This window comes from Pseudomonas aegrilactucae, assembly GCF_019168305.1.
Lineage (GTDB): Bacteria > Pseudomonadota > Gammaproteobacteria > Pseudomonadales > Pseudomonadaceae > Aquipseudomonas > Aquipseudomonas aegrilactucae.
On the sequence record NZ_JAHTBI010000004.1, the window covers coordinates 1 to 17,229 of the forward strand.

At 62.9% G+C, this 17,229-nt stretch carries 19 protein-coding genes and 1 pseudogene; 11 read left to right on the forward strand and 9 right to left on the reverse strand.

Annotated elements, in window-relative coordinates; genetic code table 11:
* Positions 1-75: 75 nt before the first annotated feature.
* Positions 76-1,275, reverse strand: coding sequence for a tyrosine--tRNA ligase (tyrS, locus tag KUO17_RS01175; protein ID WP_217973226.1), 1,200 nt, complete (start codon positions 1,273-1,275; stop codon positions 76-78).
* Between the two features lie 210 nt (positions 1,276-1,485).
* Here tyrS and KUO17_RS01180 point away from each other — a divergent pair, with 210 nt between their 5' ends.
* Both KUO17_RS01180 and KUO17_RS01185 read left to right on the forward strand, forming a co-directional pair.
* Positions 1,486-2,904, forward strand: coding sequence for a peptidoglycan DD-metalloendopeptidase family protein (locus KUO17_RS01180; protein WP_217973227.1), 1,419 nt, complete (start codon positions 1,486-1,488; stop codon positions 2,902-2,904).
* Positions 2,905-2,907: 3 nt separating this feature from the next.
* Complete coding sequence (locus KUO17_RS01185) at positions 2,908-3,999, forward strand: anhydro-N-acetylmuramic acid kinase (RefSeq protein WP_217973228.1); 1,092 nt, start codon at positions 2,908-2,910, stop codon at positions 3,997-3,999.
* 57 nt (positions 4,000-4,056) lie between these two features.
* Here the strand turns inward: KUO17_RS01185 and erpA are convergent, their stop codons facing one another.
* Together erpA and argC are read right to left on the reverse strand one after the other, a co-directional pair.
* Complete coding sequence (gene erpA, locus KUO17_RS01190; protein WP_043859834.1) at positions 4,057-4,407, reverse strand: iron-sulfur cluster insertion protein ErpA; 351 nt, start codon at positions 4,405-4,407, stop codon at positions 4,057-4,059.
* A gap of 159 nt (positions 4,408-4,566) precedes the next feature.
* The gene (argC, locus tag KUO17_RS01195) at positions 4,567-5,601 is read right to left on the reverse strand and encodes an N-acetyl-gamma-glutamyl-phosphate reductase (RefSeq protein WP_217973229.1); all 1,035 of its coding nucleotides are present in this window, start codon (positions 5,599-5,601) and stop codon (positions 4,567-4,569) included.
* A 139-nt stretch (positions 5,602-5,740) separates the two neighbouring features.
* Between argC and hemJ the strand changes: the two genes are divergently transcribed.
* The 8 genes from hemJ (at position 5,741) to KUO17_RS01235 (ending at position 11,094) form a co-directional block, all read left to right on the forward strand.
* Positions 5,741-6,166, forward strand: a complete 426-nt coding sequence (hemJ, locus tag KUO17_RS01200; protein WP_217973230.1) for a protoporphyrinogen oxidase HemJ — start codon at positions 5,741-5,743, stop codon at positions 6,164-6,166.
* A gap of 23 nt (positions 6,167-6,189) precedes the next feature.
* Positions 6,190-7,146, forward strand: a complete 957-nt coding sequence (locus tag KUO17_RS01205) for an NAD(P)H-dependent flavin oxidoreductase (protein ID WP_217973231.1) — start codon at positions 6,190-6,192, stop codon at positions 7,144-7,146.
* Positions 7,147-7,172: 26 nt separating this feature from the next.
* Positions 7,173-7,634 carry a DUF805 domain-containing protein gene (locus KUO17_RS01210; RefSeq protein WP_217973232.1) on the forward strand — a complete coding sequence of 154 codons (462 nt, stop codon included), beginning with the start codon at positions 7,173-7,175 and terminating at the stop codon, positions 7,632-7,634.
* A 72-nt stretch (positions 7,635-7,706) separates the two neighbouring features.
* The gene (locus KUO17_RS01215; protein WP_217973233.1) at positions 7,707-8,480 is read left to right on the forward strand and encodes an SDR family NAD(P)-dependent oxidoreductase; all 774 of its coding nucleotides are present in this window, start codon (positions 7,707-7,709) and stop codon (positions 8,478-8,480) included.
* Positions 8,481-8,553: 73 nt separating this feature from the next.
* Positions 8,554-8,892 carry a histidine triad nucleotide-binding protein gene (locus KUO17_RS01220; protein WP_217973234.1) on the forward strand — a complete coding sequence of 113 codons (339 nt, stop codon included), beginning with the start codon at positions 8,554-8,556 and terminating at the stop codon, positions 8,890-8,892.
* Positions 8,893-8,957: 65 nt separating this feature from the next.
* Positions 8,958-9,605, forward strand: coding sequence for a 2-polyprenyl-3-methyl-6-methoxy-1,4-benzoquinone monooxygenase (gene coq7 / locus KUO17_RS01225; RefSeq protein WP_217973235.1), 648 nt, complete (start codon positions 8,958-8,960; stop codon positions 9,603-9,605).
* Complete coding sequence (locus KUO17_RS01230) at positions 9,602-10,642, forward strand: DUF2157 domain-containing protein (protein WP_217973313.1); 1,041 nt, start codon at positions 9,602-9,604, stop codon at positions 10,640-10,642. Before coq7 ends, KUO17_RS01230 begins: the two co-directional genes overlap by 4 nt.
* Positions 10,639-11,094, forward strand: coding sequence for a hypothetical protein (locus KUO17_RS01235; protein WP_255263343.1), 456 nt, complete (start codon positions 10,639-10,641; stop codon positions 11,092-11,094). Before KUO17_RS01230 ends, KUO17_RS01235 begins: the two co-directional genes overlap by 4 nt.
* 32 nt (positions 11,095-11,126) lie before the next feature.
* Here the strand turns inward: KUO17_RS01235 and KUO17_RS01240 are convergent, their stop codons facing one another.
* Positions 11,127-11,549, reverse strand: a complete 423-nt coding sequence (locus KUO17_RS01240; protein WP_217973236.1) for an OsmC family protein — start codon at positions 11,547-11,549, stop codon at positions 11,127-11,129.
* Positions 11,550-11,738: 189 nt separating this feature from the next.
* On the opposite strand from KUO17_RS01240, the gene crp reads away from it, so the two are divergent.
* On the forward strand, positions 11,739-12,383 hold the full coding sequence (crp, locus tag KUO17_RS01245) for a cAMP-activated global transcriptional regulator CRP (protein WP_217973237.1): 645 nt from the start codon (positions 11,739-11,741) through the stop codon (positions 12,381-12,383).
* Here crp and KUO17_RS01250 read toward each other — a convergent pair.
* The 5 genes and pseudogenes from KUO17_RS01250 to trpE all read right to left on the reverse strand — a co-directional run bounded on the left by KUO17_RS01250 (position 12,380) and on the right by trpE (position 17,167).
* A pseudogene (locus KUO17_RS01250) lies at positions 12,380-13,085 on the reverse strand (lipoate--protein ligase family protein). The gene crp and the pseudogene KUO17_RS01250 sit on opposite strands and share 4 nt — an antisense overlap.
* Positions 13,086-13,137: 52 nt before the next feature.
* Positions 13,138-13,974 (reverse strand): indole-3-glycerol phosphate synthase TrpC, encoded by an 837-nt coding sequence (gene trpC / locus KUO17_RS01255; protein ID WP_217973238.1) that lies wholly within the window; start codon positions 13,972-13,974, stop codon positions 13,138-13,140.
* Positions 13,971-15,020, reverse strand: a complete 1,050-nt coding sequence (trpD, locus tag KUO17_RS01260) for an anthranilate phosphoribosyltransferase (protein WP_217973239.1) — start codon at positions 15,018-15,020, stop codon at positions 13,971-13,973. The genes trpC and trpD overlap by 4 nt, the downstream gene beginning before the upstream one ends.
* 9 nt (positions 15,021-15,029) lie before the next feature.
* On the reverse strand, positions 15,030-15,623 hold the full coding sequence (locus KUO17_RS01265) for an aminodeoxychorismate/anthranilate synthase component II (RefSeq protein WP_217973240.1): 594 nt from the start codon (positions 15,621-15,623) through the stop codon (positions 15,030-15,032).
* A gap of 62 nt (positions 15,624-15,685) precedes the next feature.
* Positions 15,686-17,167, reverse strand: coding sequence for an anthranilate synthase component I (trpE, locus tag KUO17_RS01270; protein WP_217973241.1), 1,482 nt, complete (start codon positions 17,165-17,167; stop codon positions 15,686-15,688).
* Positions 17,168-17,229: the final 62 nt, after the last annotated feature.

The window sequence follows — 17,229 nt, forward strand, 5'->3', positions numbered from 1 at the left end:
TCAAACTTTCTCAAAACAACCTCTAAGCGCTCTTTTCCCTCTATATAGAAGAAGGCGGCTTGCGCCGCCTTCTTCTTATTCAGCCTTCAGACTGATGCGTGCGAATGCCTTCTTGCCGGCCTGACACACATGAGTAGAACCCAGGGCAAATACAAAGCCGCGATCGACCACTTCACCATCGACCTTCACGCCACCCGCCGCCAGCAGGTCACGGGCCGCCGCCGAGTTCTTCACCAGGCCTGCCTTGTTCAGTACAGCCGAGATCGGCATATCTTCCGCCGCCAGCACTTCTACCTCCGGCAGATCTTCGGGAAGCTCGCCATCCTTCATGCGATTGCCCGCACCGCGGTGCGCATTGGCCGCGGCCTCTTCCCCATGGAAGCGCGCCACGATTTCCTCAGCCAGCTTGATCTTGATATCACGCGGGTTCGCCCCGCCAGCCACATCGGCACGAAACCCTTCGATTTCCTCCATGGAGCGGAAGCTGAGCAGCTCGAAATAGCGCCACATCAGCGTATCCGGGATCGACACCAACTTGCTGTACATCACACCCGGCGCTTCCTGGATGCCGACATAGTTACCCAGCGACTTGGACATCTTCTTCACGCCATCCAGCCCCTCGAGCAGCGGCATGGTGACGATGTTCTGGGCCTCCTGGCCGTAACCGCGCTGCAGCTCGCGCCCCATCAGCAGGTTGAACTTCTGATCGGTTCCCCCGAGCTCGACATCCGCCTTCAACGCCACCGAGTCGTAACCCTGAACCAGCGGGTACAGAAACTCGTGGATCGCGATCGGCTGATTGCTGGTGTAACGCTTGTCGAAATCGTCGCGCTCGAGCATGCGTGCCACCGTGTACTGCGACGCCAGCCGAATGAAATCGGCAGGCGTCATGGCGTCCATCCAGGTGGAGTTGAAGGCGACCTCGGTCCTGGCCGGGTCAAGAATCTTGAACACCTGCTGCTTATAGGTCTCGGCGTTATCCAGCACCTGCTCGCGGGTCAGCGGCGGACGCGTGACACTCTTGCCGCTTGGATCACCGATCATGCCGGTGAAGTCACCGATCAGAAAGATCACCTGATGCCCCAGCTCCTGGAACTGGCGCAGCTTGTTGATAAGGACGGTATGCCCCAGGTGCAGGTCCGGCGCAGTCGGGTCGAAACCCGCCTTGATACGCAGCGGCTGCCCACGCTTGAGCTTCTCGACCAGCTCGGCCTCGACCAGTACCTCTTCCGCTCCACGCTTGATCAGCGCTAGCTGCTCTTCAACCGACTTCATAACAGACCCGCAAGGCTCAGATTCAAAGGGCCCCAACCATACAAGATCAGCCATCAAATACAAGTTTTTGCCCCGGATGTGACCACACACCCGGCTGATGACGTCTGCGCGCTTGCACTGAAGGGGATTTGGTTATATTTTATACAGTTATTTCATCTTCATCATGTCATTCATCTTTTCCATTCCATCTTTTTCAAAGTCAATCTACCTATGATCAACGAACCGCCTAAAGCGCCCCCGCTTTATCCGAAGAGCCACCTGCTGGCCGCCAGCGGCATCGCCGCCCTCCTCAGCCTGGCCTTGCTGGTATTCCCTTCAAGCGAAGTCGAAGCCAAGAAAACCACCCTCAATCTAGAGCTGGAAACCCCGGCAGAGCAGCTCAAGCAACAGGAAAACGCCTCGGCCGACGCCAACCAGCAAACGGCTGCGTCACCATTCGCCCAGATCGACAACCCGGCCGCCTCTGCCGAAGCAACCGCCAAGACCGAACAGGCACCAGCTGCCACTGCCGAAGCCGCCAAGGCCCCCAGCCACCGCGAAGTCACCGTGGCACGGGGCGACACGCTGTCGACCCTGTTCGCCAAGGTTGGCCTGCCCTCCAACGTGGTGCACGACGTGCTGGCCAGCAACAAGCAGGCCAAACAGTTCAGCCAGCTCAAGCACGGCCAGGTACTGCAGATCGAATTGGACAAGGACGGCCAACTGGCCAGCCTGCACAGCAAGGTCAGCGACCTGGAGACCATCCGCCTGACCAAAAGCGACAAAGGCTATGCATTCAATCGCGAAGTCACCAAACCGGTGGTGCGCTCGGCCTACGTGCACGGCGTGATCAAAAGCTCCCTGTCGGCCTCTGGCCAGCGCGCCGGCATGAGCCACGCGCTGACCATGGACATGGCACGCATCTTTGGCTACGACATCGACTTCGCCCAGGACATCCGCCAGGGCGACGAATTCGACGTGATCTACGAGCAGAAGGTGGTCAACGGCAAGGTCGTCGGCAACGGCAACATCCTGTCCGCGCGCTTCACCAACCGCGGCAAGAGCTTCAGCGCGGTGCGGTACACCAACAAGCAGGGCAACACCAGCTACTACACCGCCGATGGCAACAGCATGCGCAAGGCATTCATCCGCACGCCGGTGGACTTCGCACGCATCAGCTCGCGCTTCTCGGCAGGCCGCAAGCACCCGATCCTCAACAAGATCCGCGCGCACAAAGGCGTCGACTACGCGGCGCCACGCGGTACGCCAATCAAGGCGGCGGGTGATGGCAAGGTACTGTTGGCCGGTCGCCGTGGCGGTTACGGCAATACCGTTATCATCAAGCACGGCAACAGCTACCAGACCCTCTACGGGCACATGCAGGGCTTCGCCAAGGGCGTGAAAACCGGTGGCACAGTCAAGCAGGGCCAGGTCATCGGCTACATCGGCACCACCGGCCTGTCCACCGGGCCGCACCTGCACTACGAGTTCCAGGTCAATGGTGTGCACGTCGACCCGCTGGGTCAGAAGCTGCCGATGGCCGACCCGATCGCCAAGACAGAACGTCAGCGCTTCCTCCAGCAAAGCCAGCCGCTGATCGCCCGCATGGACCAAGAGAAGGCCACCATGCTGGCCTCGGCCAAGCGCTAAGCCATGGCTCTGTATCTGGGAGTGATGTCCGGCACCAGCCTCGACGGCCTGGACATCGCCTTGATCAAGCAGGAGCAGCGCCTGACGCTGCTCGCCACCCACTACATTCCCATGCCCTCGGCACTGCGCGACGACCTGCTCGCGCTGTGCGCCAGCGGCCCCGACGAAATTGCCCGAGCCGCCCTGGCCGAGGCCGCCTGGGTACAGCTCGCCGCCCAAGGGATCAACCAGTTGCTGGCCGAGCAACACCTGCAACCAGCGCACATCCGCGCCATCGGCAGCCATGGCCAGACCATCCGCCACGAGCCTGCCCGCGGCTTCACCGTACAGATCGGCAACCCCGCCCTGTTGGCAGAGCTGACGGGGATCACGGTGGTCAGCGACTTCCGTCGTCGTGACGTCGCCGCCGGCGGTCAGGGCGCCCCGCTGGTACCGGCCTTCCACGAGTCACTGTTCGACACCCAGGGCAAACGCCTGGCAGTACTCAACGTCGGAGGTTTCAGCAACCTCAGCCTGATCGAGGCGGGTACGCCCGTCAGCGGCTTCGACTGTGGCCCGGGGAACGTTCTGCTGGACGCCTGGATCCATGACAAGCAGGGTCGCAGCTATGACGCAGACGGCGCCTGGGCGGCCAGCGGCAAGGTCGTCCCGGAGCTGCTCAGCCGCCTGCTGAGCGATCCGTTCTTCGCCGGCACCGGCCCCAAGAGCACCGGCCGCGAGGTGTTCAACCTCACGTGGCTCAAGCGCCACTTGAACACCGTGCCCGCGAGCCCGGACGCCGATGTACAGGCCACCTTGCTGGAACTGACCGCGCACTCCATCGTCAGCGCCCTGCAAGCCGCGCAGCAAGACACCGAGGCGCTGCTGGTCTGTGGCGGCGGCGCGCACAACGGGGCCCTGATGCGTCGTCTGGCCGGCCTGCTACCCAACGCACGGGTCAGCAGCACCGCAGCCAGCGGCGTCGACCCCGACTGGGTGGAGGCCATGGCCTTTGCCTGGCTGGCGCACTGCTGCCTGGAAGGCATCGCCGCCAACCGGCCGAGTGTCACGGGCGCCGCAGGCCTGCGGGTGCTGGGCGCGATCTACCCGGCCTGAACCCCACACAGCAAAACGCCGCGCAACTGCGCGGCGTTTTGCTGTGTGGCCTGAAACTCAGATCGAAAACGAAGAGCCGCAACCACAGGTGGTGGTGGCGTTAGGGTTCTTGATGACAAAGCGCGAACCCTCCAGACCTTCCTGGTAGTCCACTTCAGCACCGGCAAGGTACTGGAAGCTCATCGGGTCGACCACCAGCGCAACCCCTTCGCGCTCGACGATGGTGTCATCTTCGGCCACATCTTCATCGAAGGTGAAACCGTACTGGAAACCCGAGCAACCGCCACCGGTCACGAACACGCGCAACTTGAGGCGATCATTGCCCTCTTCATCGACCAGGGTCTTCACCTTGTGCGCGGCACCCTGCGTGAATTGCAAAATCGTAGGGGTGAAGGATTCGACGCTCATGCTGACTTTCTCCCGGCGCTGTTGCCGCCTTAATGCGTGATGACGCGCATTATCCGCTTCTCCGAGAAAATCGGTCAACAATAGAAGCAGCGGCACGCTGCAAGCGACAAGCGGCAAGAAGCGCAGCGCCCCTCTTGCCGCCAGCCGCTCAACGCCCGGTCAAGGCAACAGCCCTGCATGGGACAGGCCCAGGCGCTCATCCAGGCCGAAGAGGATATTCAGGTTCTGCACCGCCTGGCCCGACGCGCCCTTGACCAGATTGTCGATGACCGACAGCACCACCACCAGGTCACCGCCCTGCGGACGGTGCACTGCGATCCGGCACACGTTGGCGCCGCGCACGCTACGGGTTTCAGGGTGGCTGCCGGCAGGCATCACGTCGACGAACGGCTCATCGGCGTAGCGTTTCTCGAACAGCGCCTGCAGGTCGACCGACGTATCGGCCACCGTGGCATACAGTGTGGAGTGAATACCGCGGATCATCGGCGTGAGGTGCGGCACGAACGTCAGGCCCACCTCCCCACCGGCAGCACGGCGCAGCCCTTGGCGGATCTCCGGCAGGTGACGATGGCCCTTGACCGCGTAGGCTTTCATGCTTTCGCCCGCCTCGCAGAACAACGACCCCACGGCAGCGCCGCGACCAGCGCCACTGACACCCGACTTGCAGTCGGCGATCAGGCGCGACGCATCAGCGATGCCTGCTTCCAGCAACGGCAGGAACCCCAGCTGGGTTGCAGTCGGGTAGCAACCCGGGACCGCGATCAGGCGGGCGCTGCGAATCTGCTCGCGATTGACCTCAGGCAGGCCGTATACCGCGTCCTTGAGCAGCTCTGGCGCGCCGTGCGGCTGGCCGTACCACTGTGCCCACTCATCGGCGTCCTGGAGGCGGAAGTCGGCCGACAGGTCGATGACCTTGGTGCCGGCCGCCAGCAGCTCACCGGCCAGCGCATGCGCAACCCCGTGTGGCGTGGCGAAGAACACCACGTCGCAGGCTGCCAGGGTCTTGGTATCCGGTACGCTGAACGCCAGGTTGTCATAGTGGCCGCGCAGGTTCGGGTACATTTCGGCGACCGGCAGGCCTGCCTCGGAACGCGAGGTGATGACTGCCACTTCAGCCTGTGGATGCTGTGCCAACAGACGCAGCAGCTCGACACCGGTGTAACCCGTGCCGCCGACGATACCGACCTTGACCATAAACCTGCCCCTTTCAACGAACCGACTGGAAAACCACGGATAATATGGGCCTACAGCCTTGGTAACAACCGTTCAGATGACGCCCGACCGCCCGAGCCACTACTATCTGACGACCGTGAACCTGAAGGATTACCCAAAAATGCTTTTTCTATGGATCAAAGCCCTGCACATCATCAGCATGGTCTGCTGGTTTGCCGGGCTGTTCTACCTCCCCCGCCTGTTCGTCTACCACGCTCAGAGCCAGGACAGCATCAGCCAGGAACGCTTCGTGACCATGGAGCGCAAGCTGTATCGCGGCATCATGGGCCCTGCGATGATCGCCACATTCGTCTTCGGCATCTGGCTGCTCAGCCTCGCCCCGGACTTTCTCAAGCAAGGCTGGATGCACGCCAAGCTGACCCTGATCATCCTGCTGACCGGCTACCATCATGTGTGCGGCGCCAACCTCAAGCGCTTCGCGCGCGGCGAGAACACCCGCAGTCATGTGTACTTTCGCTGGTTCAATGAAGTGCCCGTAGTCATCCTGCTGCTCATTGTCATCCTGGTCGTGGTCAAACCGTTCTGATCGTTCCACTACGAGAGCCCGCCATGTCACTGCCCGCCTTGCTTGAACAACGTCTGCGCCTGCCCGTGGTGGCAGCCCCCATGTTCCTGATCTCCAACCCGCAGCTGGTACTGGCCTGCTGTCGCAATGGCGTGGTGGGCAGCTTCCCGGCGCTCAACCAGCGTGACAGTGCCGGCTTCAAGGCCTGGCTGGAGGAGATCGAGGCGGGCCTGGCCGGGTTCGACAAGCCGGCGCCCTATGCGGTGAACCTCATCGTTCACGCCAGCAACCCGCGCCTGCAGGCGGACCTTGCGATCTGCATCGAACACCGCGTGCCCATCGTCATCACCAGCCTGGGTGCGGCGAAAGAGGTGGTCGATGCCGTGCACGCCTATGGTGGGCTGGTGTTCCACGATGTCACTACCCGACGCCATGCAGAGAAAGCCGCGCAAGCCGGCGTGGACGGCTTGATCGCCGTCGCGGCAGGCGCTGGCGGGCACGCTGGCACCTGGAGCCCGTTCGCGCTGATCGCCGAAATACGCCAGTTCTTCGACAAGACCCTGTTACTGGCAGGCTGCCTCAATCGCGGCCACGAGGTACTTGCAGCCCAACTGCTGGGCGCAGATCTGGCGTACATGGGCACCCACTTCATCGCCAGTGACGAAAGTCAGGCCCCTGACGCCTACAAACAAATGCTGCTGGATGCCAAGGCAGCCGATATCATCCACACCGCCGCAGTGTCCGGGGTACCGGCCAGCTTCATGCGCCAGAGCCTGGAGAATGCAGGCTTGGGCCCGAAGGCACTGGGCCAGGCAGGCGACGGCCGGCTCAAACCTCTGGACGACGAAGCCAAGGCCTGGAAGACCGTGTGGTCCGCGGGCCAGGGCGTCGGCGCCATCGATCGTGTAACCACGGTCGATCAACTGATCACCCGGCTCGACCATGAATACCGCCAGGCCCAGGCCTCGGCGACCCGCCTGGGCCAACACTGGCCCGGCTGAAACCTCTCTACGGCAAAGGAAGCCCGATGCGCGATTCTTATATCAACTCCCTTCAACTGAGCTCCGAAAAACTCAGGATCATCAGCGTGCGCGGACGCATCGGCCGCGTGCGCCTGCTGGCCTGGAGCCTGCTGCTGGTGGCCGCAGGCCTGGGGTCGATCCTCCTGTTTGCGCTCATGTCATCGATGGTCAAGGACCTTGCCGGTGCGATCATCCCCATCTTGCTGGCGGCCAAGATTCTCAGCCTGGTGTTTGTCGCCCGCCGGATGAACGACCTGGGCTTTAATGGCTGGTACAGCCTGCTGACCCTGATCCCCTACTACATCGGCAACCTGATTTTCCTGGCGTTGCTGTTGCTGCCCGGCAACCGTGCCAGCAACCGGTACGGCCCACCGCCACCGCCCAACAGCAAGGCGGTGATCGTGCTGGCATGGCTGTGGGTGCCGTTGCTGGTAGGCGCCATGTTCCTGGCCAGTCAGAACGGCTGAGGTCGGCAGCCTTTACCCGCTCCAGTCTGTAAACTGGGCAATCAGCTGCATAGCCCCCGATTGGAGAACTGCATGACCCGTTACGCCATGATCACCGGTGCCTCCAGCGGCCTGGGCCTGGCATTGGCCGAGGCTCTGGCGCGCCGGGGACGCAACCTGATCCTGGTCGCCCGCCAGCGCGACCCGCTGGAGGGCATCGCCATCGAGCTCACCCAGCGCTTCGGCGTCGAGGTGCTGTTCCGGGCCTGCGACCTGGGGGAGCCACTGCGTCTGTCGGGTTTTCTGCTCGAACTCGAGGAAGGCGAGCGTCAGATCGACCTGCTGGTCAACTGCGCCGGCATTCGCTCCTATGGGCATTTTCTGGCCCAGGAATGGGGCGACGAGCAGGACGTCATCGAGGTCAATATCCTCGCCCTAACCCGCCTGTGCCATGCACTGGGCAACGCCATGGCGGTACAGGGCGGCGGACAGATTCTCAACGTCGCCTCGCTGGCAGGCTTTGCACCGGGCCCATGGATGACGACCTATGCGGCGAGCAAGGCCTATGTGCTGCATTTTTCCGAGGCCTTGCGTGAAGAGCTCAAGCAGACCGGGATCAAGGTCTCGGTACTCTGCCCCGGCCCGGTGCGCTCGCCGCTGCGGCGCATTCCCCGGCTGGACACCGGCAAGCGCTGCCTGAGCCCGGAGGAAGTCGCGCTGTATACCGTTCGCGCCCTGGCCAAGAACCGCGCATTGATCATCCCCGGGCGACGCAACCGCTGGCTGGCCGCCAGCCCGCGCCTGCTGTCGCGCTGGCTCACGCGCAAGCTGGCCGGTGCGATCAACCGGGCCTACTGCCCGCGCTGACGTCAATCGGCACTGGGCGAGCAGCCGGCGCCTGAGTACACTCAAGCCCGACCCCCACCATGGAGCAAGCGTTGTGGAAACTTTGTTCACCAAGATCATCAACCGGGAGATCCCGGCCAAGATCATCTATGAGGATGACCAGGTTCTGGCCTTCCACGATATCGCCCCACAGGCGCCGGTGCACTTTCTGGTCATCCCGAAAAAGCCGATCCGCACCCTCAACGACCTCACCGAAGAAGACAAGGGCCTGGCCGGACACATTCTGTTCACCGCGCAGCGCCTGGCCAAGGAACTGGGCTGCGAGGACGGCTTCCGTGTCGTGATGAACTGCAATGAGCAGGGTGGGCAGACCGTCTACCACATTCATATGCACGTGCTTGGCCAGCGCCAGATGACCTGGCCGCCGGGCTGATCCAACGCAAGCCCTGTCATCTGGATTGGGTTAAACTGTCGGGCACATTCTTGCGGAGGTGCCCGATGGCTACCGAACGTCACTATTCGCCGCTCGACCGCTTGTTGCTGCAGGCCGACACCGCCATGCGCACCTTGCTCCCCTTCAGCGGCCAACCGTCCCGCCCGTCCCCTGCGATCATCCGGCCCGATGCCGATCTGAGCGAAGACCAGACCCGCCATGTAGCCGGCCTGATGCGCATCAATCACACCGGTGAAGTCTGCGCCCAGGCGCTGTACCAGGGCCAGGCGCTGACGGCCAAGCTGCCGCAGGTACGCAAGGCGATGGAACACGCTGCCGAAGAAGAAATCGACCACCTGGCCTGGTGTGAACAACGCATTCGTCAGCTGGGCAGCCACCCAAGCGTGCTCAACCCGCTGTTCTATGGCATGTCGTTCGGCATCGGCGCCGTCGCCGGCCTGATCAGCGACAAGGTCAGCCTCGGTTTCGTCGCCGCCACCGAGCACCAGGTGTGCAAGCACCTGGATGAGCACCTGGAGCAGATACCCGCCGAGGATGAAAAGTCCCGGGCAATCCTCGAACAGATGCGTGTCGATGAAGAGCAGCATGCCGACTCGGCGCTGGATGCCGGCGGTTTGCGCTTCCCTGCCCCCATCAAGTTCGGCATGAGCCTGATGGCCAAAGTGATGACCAAGAGCACCTACCGAATCTGATGGACCGTCTTGATGCCAGGGACCTGGCCCGCGCCGTTGATGCCGGCGTACTGAACCCCGGCCAGGATCAGGCCCTGCTGGCGTTTCTGCAGCGCCAGCCGGCGCAGCAGGCCAGCTTCCAGTTGGCCCATGTCGCCTTCTATTTCGGTGCCCTGCTGATCATGGGCGCCATGGGCTGGCTGCTCAGCGAGGCGTGGATGCGTATCGGCGACAGTGCATTGCTGTCGATCGCGCTGGCTTACATTGCGCTACTCACGGTCGGCGGCCTGGTATTGCAACGTCGCGGCCAGACCATCCCGGGCGGTGTGCTCGCGGCAGTGGCGGTGAGCATCGTGCCGCTGGCGGTGTTCGCCCTGGAGCGCATCACCGGCCTGTGGCCGCTGGACGATGCCCAGACCAACTATCACAACTACTACACCTACGTGCAGGGCGGCTGGCTGCTGATGGAAGCGGCCACCGTGCTTGCCGGGCTGCTGATGCTGCGTCTGATCCCCTTCCCGTTCATCGTGATGCCGATTGCCCTGGCGCTGTGGTTCATGTCCATGGACCTGACTGAATGGGTATACGGCGATCAGTTCAACTGGGAACAGCGCCAGCAGGTATCGATGTGGTTCGGCCTGGGATTGCTGCTGGTATTTCTCGGCATCGACGGGCGCACCCGCCAGGACTTTGCCTTCTGGGGCTACCTGGCCGGGTTGCTGGCGTTCTGGGGTGGCTTGAGCTCGATGGAAAGCGCCAGCGAATTGGGCAAGGCGCTGTATTGCCTCATCAACCTGGGCCTGATCGCCACTGCAATGCTGCTGCGCCGGCCGGTGTTCATGGTGTTCGGTGCACTGGGCGTTGCCGCCTACCTGGGCTACCTGGCGTATGAGGTGTTCGCCGACTCTTTACTGTTTCCCGTGGTGCTGACGCTGATCGGGCTGGGGGTGATCGGCCTCGGGTTGCTCTACCAGAAACACCGAGATCGCTTGAGCACCCGCTTGCGCGCCGCGCTGCCGCAGGGCCTGCTCATGCTGTTACCGGGGCTGCGTCGATGATCTTGCGCCGGGTATTGATTCGCACACTGCAAAGCCTGCTGCTTGCCCTGATCGGTTATGCGTTCGTCTGGCTGATGACCGCCGATGTACGCGAACAGACGTTCACCACCCAACTGCCGGACATGGGCGAGTCAGGCAGCCGGACCGTCGATCTGGTGCTGTTTTGTGTACCGGGCATGTTGCTGTTCGTGCTGCTGGGCAGCTTCTTACGCAAGCCTCGCAGGCTCGGGGCGCTATTCGTGACAGTCGCGACGCTCAGTGCATGGCTGCTGTGCAACCTGTTCTCGCGAGCATTCGGCAACACCTGGAGCCCGGCCGAGATCGTCGGGTTGCTGCTGGTGAACTTGCACTGGTGGTTGCTGGCGCTGGTGCCGGGGCTGGTACTGCTGTTTGCCCTGGACCGCTTCGCCAGCAAGGCTGGCTCCTACGAAGAGAGTGACACACGCTTGTAGGAGCCGCTCTTGCCGGCGAGGGGCGGGGCAGGTCAACCCAGCTCGACGATCTCGTAGGCGTGAGTAATCTCGACGCCAGCGCGCCCGAGCATGATCGACGCCGAGCAATACTTCTCTGCCGACAGTTCCACCGCGCGCTTGACCTGCGCTTCCTTCAAGCCACGCCCCTTGACCACGAAGCGCAGATGGATCTTGGTGAAGACCTTCGGGTCTTCCTCGGCACGCTCTGCCTCAAGAAACGCCTCGCAGCTTTCCACCGCCTGACGCGACTTCTTGAGGATGCTCACCACATCGAAATTGCTGCAGCCGCCCAGGCCCAACAACAGCATTTCCATCGGCCGTACACCCAGGTTGCGCCCACCGCTTTCGGGTGGACCATCCATGACCACGACATGGCCGCTGCCCGATTCGCCAAGAAACATGGCTTCGCCTGCCCACTGGATACGCGCCTTCATCACCCGGATTCCCTTGCTTGAAAAAAGGCTGTCAGCTTAGACCCTGCGCGCACGTGCGAAAAGGCTAAGCGTTCCAGTAAATATGCCGATACACAATCAGGCGTCTGCTAAGCTGGCGCCAAATCGCTGGCACTTGCGGCCAAGCGGTCTAAAAAATGCTCACGCGTCGCGTCACTCCGGGATTCAGCCATGGTTGCAACAAGCCTTCCAGCCAAGATCAAGAACATCGACAAGTTGCTTGCCCACTGCCAACGCCGGCGCTTCGCCGCCAAGAGCAACATCATCTGCGCCGGTGACCGGGCCGATACCCTGTCGTTCATCATCAAGGGCTCGGTAACCATTCTGATCGAGGACGAAGAGGGGCGCGAGATGATCATCGCCTACCTCAACAGCGGCGATTTCTTCGGCGAGCTGGGCTTGTTCGAGCCCTCGGGCAACGAGCAGCAACGCAGTGCCTGGGTGCGCGCCAAGACCGAGTGTGAGGTGGCGGAGATCAGCTACGAAAAATTCCGCGAACTGGCCCGCCAGGACCCGGACATTCTGTATGCCCTGGGCAGCCAGATGGCCCAGCGCCTGCGCAACACCACACAGAAGGTCGGTGACCTGGCCTTCTTCGACGTGACCGGTCGCGTGGCCCGTTGCCTGCTGGAGCTGTGCAAGCAACCCGACGCCATGACCCATCCCGACGGCATGCAGATCAAGATCACCCGCCAGGAAATCGGCCGTATCGTCGGCTGCTCGCGGGAGATGGTCGGCCGCGTCCTCAAAGACCTTGAAGAGCGCAGCCTGGTACACGTCAAAGGCAAGACCATGGTGGTCTTCGGCACCCGCTAGTCGCGGGCAATGCCCTCGATCACCTTGGCATACGCCTGACCCAGACGCTCCATCACGGGCGCCTGGGGGCACCACTTCGTGCAACGCGATATGGCTGTCGGCCAGGCAACGCTGCTCCAGCGCACAGCATTCGTTGAACCGATTGACCGCAGCCACCATCGACTCACGCTCGTTGTGCAGCAACAGCGCACCATGCACCAGCACCACCGGGCGCTTGCCACCCAGGCCCTGGCGCCAGCGCTGGGCCGTGCCCACCAGCTTGCGACCATTGAGGTTGACGTTGTAGCGCCCATCACAGAACGCCCCTTCGATCTCCCCCACCGACGCCAGCCCGCCCCACTCGCGCAGCACCTGGCACAGCGGCAGGCAAAGGCGCTCGTACGCGGCCTCGATACGCCCATGGTCGCCTTCGCTGCGCGGTGCCACATACACCAGTGCAATATTGATCGTCGCACTCGACTGCGGCACCGGTTCACCGCCGGTCTCGCGCAACAGCACCGGCCAGCCGGTAGCAGCCAGTTCATCACAGGCCGCGGCAAAACCTTCGAGCCGGCTCATGCGCCGAGGCATCACCAGCGCCCGATCGGTGGGGCGCCAGAACAACAGGCCGTGGTCTTGCTCACCCTTGCATACCGCCGCCAACAAGTCCTGCTCGGCCTGCAACCCCGCCTCTACCGTTACCGCCACCGCTTGCTCAGTCATCGCACCCACCTTGTCGATACAAAAAAGCCGGCAACGCCGGCTTCAGTGTGGATCAGTCCAGGCCTTGCGCCGGGTTGTGCACCACACGCTCCGGGAAGAACAGGCGCTGCAGTTCCAGCCCCGGATGCTCGGCACGCATGAACGCCTCGCCTACCAGGAACGAGTACACCTCGTTGATTTCCATCAACTCGACATCCGCGCGATTGAGGATGCCGCTCTCGGTAATTGCCAGGCGCTCACGGGGAATGCGCGGCAACAGGTCGAGCGTAGTCTCCAGGCTCACCTCGAAGGTGTGCAGGTTGCGGTTGTTGACGCCCACCAGCGGTGTATCGAGGGTTTTCAGCGCGCGCTCCAGCTCGTCGCCATCGTGCACTTCAACCAGCACATCCAGGCCGACGCTCTTCGCGGTGGCCGCCAACTCCGCCATCTTCACATCGTCGAGTGCCGAAACGATCAACAACACACAGTCGGCACCCAGCGCGCGGGCTTCGACGATCTGGTACGGGTCGATCATGAAGTCCTTGCGGATCACCGGCAGCTTGCACGCGGCGCGTGCCTGCTGCAGATAGGCGTCGGCGCCCTGGAAGTAATCGACATCGGTGAGCACCGACAGGCACGTCGCCCCGCCCTTCTCGTAGCTGACGGCGATATCGGCCGGGACGAAGTCTTCGCGAATCACGCCCTTGCTCGGCGACGCCTTCTTGATCTCGGCAATCACTGCCGGCTGCTTGCGCCTGGCCTGCTCGATCAACGCATTGGCGAACCCGCGTGGAGCATCCGCCGCTGCCGCCAGACGCTCAAGCTCGGCCAGGCTGACCCGTGCACTACGCTCGGCAACTTCCTGAACCTTGCGTGCCAGAATGTTCTCAAGAACCGTCGGTACACTCATCCTTCATTCTCCTGCTTGAAGACCGCGGTGAACGCACCCAGCTCTTCGAGTTTTTCACGGGCAAGGCCGGTGTGCAGCGCATCGTGGGCCAGCTCCACACCTTGCTTGAGGGTCATGGCGTGGTCGGCGGCATAGAGTGCGGCGCCGGCGTTGAGCACGATCATTTCCGCCGCTTTCTGGCCATTCTCGGTCTTGCGCCGGCCCAGTGCATCACGAATCAGTTCCAGCGAAGCGGCCGGGCTGTCCACCGCCAGGCCGTGCAGGCTCTGGCTCTTCATGCCCAGGTCTTCGGGCTCGACCCAATACTCGGTGATCTCGCCCTTTTTCAGCTCGGCAACGAAGGTCGGCGCAGCCAGGCTGAACTCGTCCAGGCCGTCCTTGGAGTGCACCACCAGTACATGCTTGCTGCCCAGGCGCTGCAGCACTTCAGCCAGTGGCCGGCACAGCGCCTTGTTGAACACACCCACCACCTGGTGCTTGACCCCGGCCGGATTCGTAAGCGGGCCGAGCATGTTGAACAGCGTGCGCAGGCCCAGGTCGCGACGCGGGCCGGCGGCATGCTTCATGGCGCTGTGGTGGGTCTGGGCGAACATGAAGCCGATGCCCACCGAATCGATGCAACGCCCCACCTGCACCGGCGTCAGGTTCAGGTAGATACCGGCCGCCTCGAGCAGGTCGGCACTACCGCTCTTGCCCGACACCGCACGGTTGCCGTGCTTGGCCACGGTGCAGCCTGCGGCCGCGACCACGAACGACGACGCCGTGGACACGTTGAAGATATTGGCACCATCACCGCCGGTACCGACCACATCGACCACACCGTCGAGGGTGTTGAGCTCGACCTTGTCGGCCAGCTCGCGCATCACCGATACCGCGCCGACGATCTCGTCGATGCTCTCGCTCTTCATGCGCATGCCCATCATGAAGGCACCGATCTGGGCCTCGGTGCATTGACCGGTCATGATCTGGCGCATCACATCGCGCATTTCCTCGGTGCTCAGGTCCAGGTGGTCAACGACCCGGCTCAGCGCGCTCTTGATATCCATATTCGATCCTTAGCGGCGGCCGCCGGTCTGTCTGAGGAAGTTGGCGAACAGCTCGTGGCCCTGCTCGGTCAGAATCGATTCGGGGTGGAACTGCACCCCCTCGATGTTCAGCGTGGTGTGGCGCAGGCCCATGATCTCGTCGATCGAGCCATCTTCCAGGGCAGTCCAGGCAGTCAGTTCCAGGCACTCGGGCAGGGTTTCGCGCTTGACCACCAGCGAATGGTAGCGGGTCACGGTCAGCGGATTGTTCAAGCCTTCGAACACGCCCTGGTTTTTATGCAGCACCGGGCTGGTCTTGCCGTGCATCACCTGGCGCGCGCGCACCACGTCACCGCCAAAGGCCTGGCCGATGGACTGGTGGCCCAGGCATACGCCCAGGATCGGCAGCTTGCCGGCAAAATGGCGGATGGCCTCCAGCGACACGCCGGCTTCGGTCGGGGTGCAAGGGCCAGGCGACACGACAATGCGCTCGGGCTGCAGGGCTTCGATCTGGGCGATGGTCAATTCGTCATTGCGAATGACCTTGACCTCTGCACCCAGCTCGCCGAAGTACTGCACGACGTTGTAGGTGAAGGAGTCATAGTTGTCGATCATCAGTAACATCTGGGTCAACCTCTTGAGTCTGCCGACTCTGAATTCTGTGTTGCGCCGCAGCGGCGCCCTTCTCAGCTGAGCGACGTCTGTTCAGCCAAAGCTACCGCGCGGAACATCGCCCGACGCTTGTTGATGGTCTCTTCCCACTCCAGCGCCGGCACCGAGTCGGCGACGATGCCGCCACCGGCCTGCACATGCAGTTCGCCGTCCTTGATCACTGCGGTGCGTATCGCGATGGCGGTGTCCATGTTGCCATTCCAGGCCAGGTAGCCCACCGCGCCGCCGTACACACCACGCTTGACCGGCTCCAGCTCGTCGATGATTTCCATCGCGCGGATCTTCGGTGCGCCCGACAGCGTGCCGGCCGGCAGGATGGCGCGCAGCGCGTCCATGGCACTCAGGCCACTCTTGAGCTGGCCGGTGACGTTGGACACGATGTGCATCACGTTGGAGTAACGCTCGATGACCATCTTCTCGGTGACCTTCACCGAGCCGGTCTCGGACACCCGGCCGGTGTCGTTGCGCCCCAGGTCGATGAGCATCAGGTGCTCGGCGATTTCCTTGTCATCCGACAGCAGGTCCTCTTCCAGGGCGCGATCGGCCTCTTCGGTGGCACCGCGAGGACGGGTACCGGCGATGGGGCGTACCGTCACCAGGTTGTCCTCGACCCGCACCAGTACTTCCGGCGAGCTGCCCACCACGTGAAAGTCGCCAAAGTTGAAGAAGTACATGTACGGCGTCGGGTTGAAGCAACGCAGGGCGCGGTACAGATCGATGGGCGCCGCCTTGAAGTCGATCGACATGCGCTGCGACGGCACGACCTGCATGCAGTCGCCAGCCAGGATATATTCCTTGACCGTGTCGACGGCACGCTCGTAGTCGGCCTGGGTGAAGCTGGAGCGAAATTCCGGCTCGGCGGCCTGCGGGCCACCCAGGGCCAGGCCGCGACGCGGGGCGATCGGCTGGCGCAATTGTTCGAGCAGCGCTTCAAGACGCGCCAGGCCGTTCTCGTAGGCGTTGTCCTGCGCAGGGTCGGCGAGCACGATGGCGTGCATCTTGCCCGCCAGGTTGTCGAACACCACGACCGCATCGGAGACCATCAGCAGGATATCCGGCACACCCAGCGGGTCCGGGTTCGGGCACTTGCCCAGGCGCTTCTCGACATAGCGCACGCAGTCATAGCCGAAGTACCCCACCAGGCCGCCATTGAAACGCGGCAGGCCAGTGATGGTCGGTACGTTGTAGCGCTCCTTGAAGGCCTCGACAAAGGCCAGCGGATCGTCCACCTCGTGCTGTTCGATCAGGTCACCGTCGTGGGTGATGCGCACCTGATGGTCATGCACACGCAGCACGGTGCGGCACGGCAGGCCGATGATCGAGTAACGGCCCCATTTTTCGCCGCCCTGCACCGATTCGAGCAGGTAGGAATTGGGCTGGTCAGCCAGTTTCAGGTAGATCGACAGCGGCGTGTCGAAATCGGCCAGGGTTTCGCAGGCCAGGGGAATGCGGTTGTAGCCGGCAGCAGCCAGGCGCAGGAATTCTTCGCGGGTCATGATAGCCTCGTGGCAATGGGGCAACAGGTCGTACGGGCAAACGTGCCGGATCAGGCCGGCCA

Coding starts and splice junctions, on each gene's coding strand:
- tyrS (WP_217973226.1), bottom strand. CDS start 1,275: ATGAAGTCGGTTGAAGAGCAGCTAGCGCTGATCAAGCGTGGAGCGGAA.
- KUO17_RS01180 (WP_217973227.1), top strand. CDS start 1,486: ATGATCAACGAACCGCCTAAAGCGCCCCCGCTTTATCCGAAGAGCCAC.
- KUO17_RS01185 (WP_217973228.1), top strand. CDS start 2,908: ATGGCTCTGTATCTGGGAGTGATGTCCGGCACCAGCCTCGACGGCCTG.
- erpA (WP_043859834.1), bottom strand. CDS start 4,407: ATGAGCGTCGAATCCTTCACCCCTACGATTTTGCAATTCACGCAGGGT.
- argC (WP_217973229.1), bottom strand. CDS start 5,601: ATGGTCAAGGTCGGTATCGTCGGCGGCACGGGTTACACCGGTGTCGAG.
- hemJ (WP_217973230.1), top strand. CDS start 5,741: ATGCTTTTTCTATGGATCAAAGCCCTGCACATCATCAGCATGGTCTGC.
- KUO17_RS01205 (WP_217973231.1), top strand. CDS start 6,190: ATGTCACTGCCCGCCTTGCTTGAACAACGTCTGCGCCTGCCCGTGGTG.
- KUO17_RS01210 (WP_217973232.1), top strand. CDS start 7,173: ATGCGCGATTCTTATATCAACTCCCTTCAACTGAGCTCCGAAAAACTC.
- KUO17_RS01215 (WP_217973233.1), top strand. CDS start 7,707: ATGACCCGTTACGCCATGATCACCGGTGCCTCCAGCGGCCTGGGCCTG.
- coq7 (WP_217973235.1), top strand. CDS start 8,958: ATGGCTACCGAACGTCACTATTCGCCGCTCGACCGCTTGTTGCTGCAG.
- KUO17_RS01235 (WP_255263343.1), top strand. CDS start 10,639: ATGATCTTGCGCCGGGTATTGATTCGCACACTGCAAAGCCTGCTGCTT.
- KUO17_RS01240 (WP_217973236.1), bottom strand. CDS start 11,549: ATGAAGGCGCGTATCCAGTGGGCAGGCGAAGCCATGTTTCTTGGCGAA.
- crp (WP_217973237.1), top strand. CDS start 11,739: ATGGTTGCAACAAGCCTTCCAGCCAAGATCAAGAACATCGACAAGTTG.
- trpC (WP_217973238.1), bottom strand. CDS start 13,974: ATGAGTGTACCGACGGTTCTTGAGAACATTCTGGCACGCAAGGTTCAG.
- trpD (WP_217973239.1), bottom strand. CDS start 15,020: ATGGATATCAAGAGCGCGCTGAGCCGGGTCGTTGACCACCTGGACCTG.
- KUO17_RS01265 (WP_217973240.1), bottom strand. CDS start 15,623: ATGTTACTGATGATCGACAACTATGACTCCTTCACCTACAACGTCGTG.
- trpE (WP_217973241.1), bottom strand. CDS start 17,167: ATGACCCGCGAAGAATTCCTGCGCCTGGCTGCTGCCGGCTACAACCGC.